Raw genomic sequence first — 7,621 nt, 5'->3', positions numbered from 1 at the left:
CGGGACAAGCCCGGCCATGACGGCAAAAGTAGGAACTCCGGCTGATTTCGCGTCAGATTCCCGCGATTTTGGCCACCAGATCGGCCAGCCGCTCCGCTGCGTCGAGCCGGCCGGCGCCACGGGCGGCCTGCGCCATGGCGGCCAGGCGCGCGGGCTCGGCGGCGAAGGCGGAGATCTCGGCGGCGAGGCGATCGGGGGAAAACTCGGTTTGCGGAATGCGGATCGCACCGTCGACCTTGGCCAGCACGCCGGCATTGGCGAACTGGTCCTGGTCGATCGCGCCCGGCAGCGGCACCAGGATCGAGGGCCGTCCGATCGCGGCGAGTTCGGCCACGGTGCCGGCGCCTGAGCGCGACACCACCAGATGGTTGGAGGCGAGCCGCGCCGGCAGATCGGTGAAAAACGGCGCAAGCTCGGCCTTGATCTTCAGCCTGTCGTAGACCGCACGCACGCGCGCCATGTCCTCGTCGCGCACCTGCTGGGTAAGGACGAGCCGGCTCCACAGCGCGGGCTCGAGGCGCTCGATCGCGCCCGGCACGATGTCGGCCATGATGCGTGCGCCCTGGCTGCCCCCGACGACGAGCAGGCGCAGCGGGCCGTTCACTTCAGGCGCAGCATAGGGCACGCCAGCTGCGGCGAGGATCGCCGGACGCATCGGCGTGCCGACCGTCGTGGTCTTGCTTGATAGCGCCGGATCGCGGTCGAGCACGCCCGGCAATGACGTCGCGATGGCGCGGACGCGGCTCGACAGAAACCGGTTGGCGCGGCCGAGCACGGCATTGGCATCATGGATGATGCCGGGCACGCCCGCGAATTTTGCCGCGACCAGCGGCGGCAGCGTCGGATAGCCACCGAAGCCGACGACAGCGACCGGCTTCAATCGCTTGATCAGGCTGTAGGCGGACAACGTGCCGGCTGCGAGCGTCAGGCCGGCATAGGCGAGCTGCAGCGGATTGCGTCCACGCGCAGTCTCGCTCGAGACGACGTCGATCATGTCCTTCGTGAACAGGCCGCTGTAGCGCAGCGCGCGCTCGTCCGTGACGAGGCGGACGCGGAATCCGCGCCGGATCAGCTCGACGCCGAGCGCCTCGGCCGGAAACAGATGGCCGCCGGTGCCGCCCGCGGCGAGAAGAATCAGGGGGGAGGTGTCCATGGTGGGGAGTTTTACAGTGTCTACTTGGGACATGATGGCTTCCTCCAATTTTCCGCATTGCGAGCGAAGCGAAGCAATCCAGGCTGCGAGCGAAGCGAAGCAATCCAGACTGCTACCGCGGAGGGATTCTGGATTGCTTCGCTGCTCGCAGTGACGAAAAACTACGCGTAGCTGCGCATCGCCTCGGCGTGGCCGCTCGCCTCGACTTCAGTGCGCGGACGCAGCCGCGTCAGCGCCAGCATCATGCCGACACCATAGGCCAGCGACACGATCGAGGAGCCGCCATAGGAGATGAAGGGCAGCGTCATGCCCTTGGCGGGGATGAGCTGGAGATTGACCGACATGTTGATCGCGGCCTGCACGCCAAACAGGATCGCAAGACCCGAGGCCGCAAAGCGCGAGAACATGTCCTCGTTGGCATAGGCGCGCGACAGCGTGCGGATGACGACGAAAGCAAACAGGGCCAGCATCGCGAGGCACAGGATGATGCCGAACTCTTCGGCGGCAACCGCGAACACGAAGTCGGTGTGGCTGTCCGGCAGGCTGCGCTTGGCAATGCCTTCGCCCGGTCCGAGCCCGAACCAGCCGCCGTTGTAGAAGGCCTCCATGGCCGTATCGACCTGGAAGGTGTCACCAGAGGCCGGATTCATGAAGCGCTTGATGCGGCCGGCGACGTGCGGAACAAAAAGATAGGCGCTGAACAGTCCGGCGGCGCCGAGGCCGGCGAGCCCGAACACCCAGATCATCCGCATGCCCGCGATGAAGAACAGCGAGCCCCACACCATCAGGATCAGCATGGTCTGGCCGAAGTCGGGCTCCATGACGAGAAGCGAGACCAGCATCAGGAGCAGCGCGAGCGCCATCGAGGTCGCCGGCATCTCCGGCCGCTTGGTCGATTCCGCGAACAGCCAGGCGGCGATGACGACGAACGACGGCTTTGCGATTTCGGAGGCCTGGATGTTGACGCCGAGTAGCGTGATCCAGCGCCGCGAGCCCTTCACCTCAGGACCGATCGCGAGCGTCAGCACGATCAGGACGATGCTGGCCGCGAAGATGATCAGCGCCGAGCGACGGATCGCCCGCGGCGACAGAAAGGACACCCCGAGCAGCACCAGGCCGGACGGCGCCAGGAACATCACGTGGCGGCTGAAGAAATGGAAGGGATCGAGCCCGATGCGAGTCGCAACCGGCGGGCTCGCTGCCAGCGACAGGATCACGCCGGTCAGCATCAGGGCCAGGATGGCTCCCATCAGCGGCTTGTCGACGGTCCACCACCACTCGGAAAAGGGGGTGCGTTCTTCACGGGAGAGCATGGCGGCCGCTTTCGGACAGAGGTCGGTCCATTGGTCGCCGAGGTTGGTTACCGGGAGGTTAAGAAATCGCGGATGATTGGAATTGCCTCACACCACCGGCTTCACACCCGGCAGCGCCTGCACCAGCTCGCGGAACCTGGTGCCGCGAATTTCGAAATTGCGGTACTGGTCGAAGGAGGCGCAGGCGGGTGACAGCAAGACCACCGCGTCGGTGATGCCCGACGCCTCCGCATCGCCTGCGGCTTGCTCGACCGCGACGTCGAGGGTCTGGCTGATCTCGTGCGGCACCTTCGTGCCGAGCGTACCGGAAAATTCCTGCGCGGCCTCGCCGATCAGATAGGCTTTTCGGATGCGCGGGAAGTAGCCGGTGAGGCCAGTGATTCCGCCGGCCTTCGGCTTGCCGCCCGCGATCCAGAAGATGTCCGAAAAGGACGACAGTGCATGCGCGGTGGCGTCCGCATTGGTGCCCTTGGAATCGTTGACGAACAGCACGTTGCCACGGCGGCCGACCTGCTCCATGCGATGCGCAAGGCCGGGAAAGCTGCGCAGGCCGTTCTGAAGCATATCGAGGCCGATGCCCATCGCGAGCGCGGCGGCGGCGGCGCACGCCGCGTTCTGCGCATTGTGCAGGCCACGCAGAGAACCGATGCCGCCGAGCCTGGCGATTTCGCTGCGGGCGCCGCCGGAATTGCGCACGATATTGCCATGCTCGACATGGATGCCGCTGGCCAGCGGGTTTTTGACCGAGATGCGCACCACATTCTTGCCGGCACGGTCGAGCCGGTCGGCGATGTCGCGACAAAAACCGTCGTCGACCCCGACGATCGCGGTGCCGCCGGCCTGCACACCGGCAACGAGGCGCTCCTTCACCGCGGCGTAATGCGCGATGGTGCCATGGCGATCGATGTGGTCCTCGCTGACATTGAGCAGAATGCCGACGGAGGGATCGAGCGAGGGCGTGAGGTCGATCTGGTAGGACGACATCTCGATGACGTGGACACGGCCCATGCGCGGCGGCTCCAGCGACAGGATCGCGGTGCCGATATTGCCGCCCATCTGGGTGTCGTAGCCGGCGACTTTGGTCAGATGCGCGATCAAAGCTGTCGTTGTCGATTTGCCATTGGTGCCGGTGATGGCGACGAACGGCGCATCCGGCGCGTGCCGGCGCCGCTCGCGGCAGAACAGCTCGATGTCGCCGATCACCTCGATAGCTGCCTCGCGCGCCTTCAACACGCTCCAATGCGGCACCGGGTGGGTCAGGGGAACGCCGGGCGCGAGCACCAGCGCGGCGAAGTTGGCCCAGGAGACGTTGCGCAAATCAGCCGTGATGAAGCCGGCTTGCGCCGCCTTGGCGACGTTCTCGGCATTGTCGTCGGCGGCGATCACCTCGGCGCCGCCCGCCTTCAACGCGTGACAGGAGGCGAGCCCCGAGCCGCCGAGGCCGAACACCGCGACCGTCTTGCCGGCAAAGGACGTGACGGGGATCATCGACCGATCACCGCAGCTTCAGCGTGGACAGGCCGGCCAGCGCCAGCATCACCGAGATGATCCAGAAGCGGATCACGATCTGCGGCTCGGTCCAGCCGAGCTGCTCGAAATGGTGATGGATCGGCGCCATCCGGAAGATGCGTTTTCCCGTCATCTTGAACGACACCACCTGCACGATGACGGAGACCGCCTCCAGCACGAACAGGCCGCCGATCACCGCGAGCACGATCTCGTGCTTCACCGCGACCGCGATCGCCCCCAGCATGCCGCCGAGCGCGAGCGAGCCGGTGTCGCCCATGAAGATCGAGGCCGGCGGCGCGTTGAACCAGAGGAAGCCGAGACCGGCGCCCAGCAGCGCGCCGCAGAGCACCGCGAGCTCGCCGGTGCCGGCAACATATTTGATCTGGAGATAGTCGGCGAACACCGCGTTGCCGGCGAGATAGGCGATCATCGCAAAGCTCGCGGTCGCGATCATCACGGGTACGATGGCAAGGCCGTCGAGACCGTCGGTGAGGTTCACCGCATTGCCGGCGCCCACGATGACGAAGGCGCCGAACCCGACGAAGAACCAACCGAAATGCAGCACGGTGTCCTTCAGGAAAGGAATCGTCAGCGCGGTCGACGCGGGATCGCGGTTCAGCCGCACCAGCGCGTAGCAGGCAACCAGCGCGATCGCCGCCTCGATCAGCAGGCGAAGCTTGCTGCCGAACCCGGTCGTGGTCTGCTTGGTCACCTTGAGATAATCGTCATAGAAGCCGACGAAGCCGAAGCCGAGCGTCACCGCCAGCACGATCCAGACGTAGGGGTTGAGCGGATTGGCCCACAGCACCGTGCCGACCGTGAGGCCGGACAGGATCATCAGCCCGCCCATGGTGGGCGTGCCTTTCTTGGCGAGATGCGATTGCGGACCATCGGCCCGGATCGGCTGACCCTTGCCTTGCCGGATGCGCAGATGGTCGATGATCCAGGGGCCGAACAGGAACACGAACAGCGCGCCGGTGACGACGGCGCCGCCGGTGCGGAAGGTGATGTAGCGGAAGACGTTCAGGAAGGTGCGCACGGCACCGAAGCCCGGAAATGTGTTGGAGAGCTCGATCAGCCAGTAAAACATTCAGACGGTCCTATGGCGCCTTTGCTCGCGCCTTGATCTTGGCCTTATCAACCTGCCTCGCGCGCATTCGCTGGTCTTCATCATGGGGTCGGGCGACCTCTAAAGAAAACGAACGGCTTTGCGCCGGAAAGGGTGGGATTCGGGAGCAGCGCCTTCCAAGCAGTTTACGCCCTTGCCTGCAAGGCGGCCACTAGGCCCGGCACAAACTTGTTGACCCAGAACATCTTCTTGCTGCCCTTGACAACCACGACATCGCCTGCCCTCAGCAGATTTGCGACCTCGCCCGGCTTCAGCGTGACGGGGTCGTCGTGCCAGCCGAGCCCCTTGCCGGCTGGAAGCACCTCGAACAGGTGACGCATCAGGGGCCCGACGCAATAGACGCCGTCGATGCCGTCGAGATGCCTGGCGAGATCGGTGTGATAGGCCGGCGCGCCGTCGCCCAGCTCCAGCATGTCGCCGAGCACCGCAATGCGGCGGCCGCCGGTCGTGTTGCGCGCCTGCAGACTTTGCAGCGCGGCAGCCACGCTGGCCGGATTGCCGTTAAAGCTGTCGTCGATCACGGTGACGCCGCCGACCGCCTGCTCGACGCCACGGCCGGTCATGATGCCGACCCGGTCGAGCTTGATCGCAAGCGTCGCCGCATCGAGGTTGGCCGCACGGACCGATGCGAGCGCGGCGAGCGCATTCTGAACGCGGTGCGGCGCGCCCGGCGTCAGGCTGAACGCGATCTCCTTCTTGCCAAGCGCGGCCACGACCTGCCAGCTGTCGCCATGTGGCGCGTGCGCGACCTCGTGCACCTCGGCTTTGTCGCCGAAGCGTATGACCTTGCCCTTCCAATCCGGCGCCTTGATCCCGGCGGGCAGCACCAGCACGCCTTCCGAAGGCAGGCCGAGGGCAATCGACACCTTCTCGCGGCGGATGGCCTCGAGCGAGCCAAGCTTCTCCAGATGCACCGGCTGGACGTTGACGACCAGCGCGACCGTCGGCCGCGTCAGTTCGCTGAGCCGCGCGATTTCGCCGGTCTGGTTCATGCCCATCTCGACGACCCAGAGACTGGCATCGGGCCGCGCATTGCACAGCGTCAGCGGCACGCCCCAGAAATTGTTGAAGCTCGACGGGCTGGCATAGGCGCCGGGATAAGCTGCGAGGAATTCCTTGGTGCTGGTCTTGCCCGCGCTGCCGGTGAGCCCGATCACCGGCCCGTTGAAGCGCGCACGTGCCGCGCGCGCAAGCCCCCAGAGACCGTCGATCAGCGTGTCCTTGACGACGATCTGGGGAATGCGGATGCCCTCGATCTCGTGCGGCACGATCATCGCGACCGCGCCGGACGCTTCCGCCTTGTCCGCGAACTCCCAGCCGTCACGCGCGCTGGCGAAGGCCGAGATGAAGCCGCCGCTCGGCGTGCCGCTGAGCGCGACGAACAGGCTGCCCGGTTTCACCAACCGGCTGTCCTGGGTGACGAAGTCGATCGGCGTGTCCGGGAACGATCCGGCGGCGCCCAGCGCGCGCGCCACTTCGGCCACCGTCCATATTGGCGCGCTCATGCAATCCTCGACGCTAATGCGGCGGCGACCGCCTCGTGATCACTGAAGGGCAAAACCTCTCCGCCGACGATCTGCCCGGTCTCGTGGCCCTTGCCGGCGATAAGCAGCGCATCGCCATCTTCCAATTCCTCGATCGCGGTGCGGATCGCCGCGGCCCGGTCGCCGATTTCGCGGGCGCCCTTGGCGGCGGCAAGGATTTCGGCGCGGATGGATTCCGGCTTCTCGCTGCGCGGATTGTCGTCGGTGACGATGATGCCGTCGGCATTGCCAGCCGCGATCTCGCCCATGATCGGACGCTTGCCGGCATCGCGGTCGCCACCGGCGCCGAACACGACGACCAGCCTGCGCCTGGCGTAGGGACGAAGCGCCTGCAGCGCCTTGGCCAGCGCATCGGGCTTGTGCGCGTAATCGACGAAGATCGGCGCACCGTTGCGCTCGCCGACACGCTCCAACCGGCCTTTGGCGCCCTCGAGATGTTCGAGGCTCGCAAACACATTTGCGGCGTCGCTGCCGGTGCCGATGGCGAGGCCGGCCGACACCAGCGCATTCTCGATCTGGAATTCGCCGACCAGCGGCAGCCGGATCGCATATTGCTTGCCGCGATGTTCGAGCGCGAGCATTTGCGAAAACCCTTCGACCTCCGCACCGGCGAGACGAATGCCCTCGCCCGCCCCGTCGCCGTTGCGACCGACCGCCATCACGCGCAAGCCGCGCGATGTCGCAGCACTGATTGCCTCCGCCGAGCAATCATGATCGGCGGAGATCACGGCCGCGCCCCCCGGCGGGACCAGTTCGCGAAACAGCCTGAGCTTGGCCGCAAGATAATGCGCGACGGTCGGATGATAATCCATGTGGTCGCGCGAGAGATTGGTGAAGCCGCCGGCCGAGACGCGCACGCCGTCGAGGCGATACTGGTCGAGCCCGTGCGAGGAGGCCTCGAAGGCGAGATGCGTGACGCCCTCGCGCGCGATCTCGTCGAGCTGCCGGTGCAGCGCGACCGGGTCGGGCGTCG

Annotated in this window: 6 protein-coding genes; all 6 read right to left on the bottom strand. The window is 66.2% G+C overall.

Annotation, left to right across the window (positions count from 1 at the left end; all coding sequences use genetic code 11):
- Positions 1-52: 52 nt before the first annotated feature.
- Complete coding sequence (gene murG, locus IVB47_RS05550; RefSeq protein ID WP_247460557.1) at positions 53-1,153, bottom strand: undecaprenyldiphospho-muramoylpentapeptide beta-N-acetylglucosaminyltransferase; 1,101 nt, start codon at positions 1,151-1,153, stop codon at positions 53-55.
- Between the two features lie 161 nt (positions 1,154-1,314).
- Positions 1,315-2,466 (bottom strand): putative lipid II flippase FtsW, encoded by a 1,152-nt coding sequence (gene ftsW / locus IVB47_RS05545; protein ID WP_027570702.1) that lies wholly within the window; start codon positions 2,464-2,466, stop codon positions 1,315-1,317.
- A gap of 87 nt (positions 2,467-2,553) precedes the next feature.
- Entirely contained in the window at positions 2,554-3,954 is a 1,401-nt protein-coding gene (gene murD, locus IVB47_RS05540) for a UDP-N-acetylmuramoyl-L-alanine--D-glutamate ligase (RefSeq protein ID WP_247287997.1), read from the bottom strand.
- Between the two features lie 7 nt (positions 3,955-3,961).
- Positions 3,962-5,065, bottom strand: a complete 1,104-nt coding sequence (gene mraY, locus IVB47_RS05535) for a phospho-N-acetylmuramoyl-pentapeptide-transferase (protein ID WP_027570700.1) — start codon at positions 5,063-5,065, stop codon at positions 3,962-3,964.
- A gap of 164 nt (positions 5,066-5,229) precedes the next feature.
- Entirely contained in the window at positions 5,230-6,609 is a 1,380-nt protein-coding gene (gene murF, locus IVB47_RS05530; RefSeq protein ID WP_247460302.1) for a UDP-N-acetylmuramoyl-tripeptide--D-alanyl-D-alanine ligase, read from the bottom strand.
- A partial coding sequence (locus tag IVB47_RS05525; protein WP_247460300.1) for a UDP-N-acetylmuramoyl-L-alanyl-D-glutamate--2,6-diaminopimelate ligase occupies positions 6,606-7,621 on the bottom strand: 1,016 nt, incomplete at its 5' end. The genes murF and IVB47_RS05525, both read right to left, overlap by 4 nt.

The organism is Bradyrhizobium sp. 62, from assembly GCF_023073035.1.
Lineage (GTDB): Bacteria > Pseudomonadota > Alphaproteobacteria > Rhizobiales > Xanthobacteraceae > Bradyrhizobium.
The sequence above is the reverse complement of the archived record's forward strand: the minus strand, read 5'-3'. Positions and strand labels throughout refer to the sequence as shown.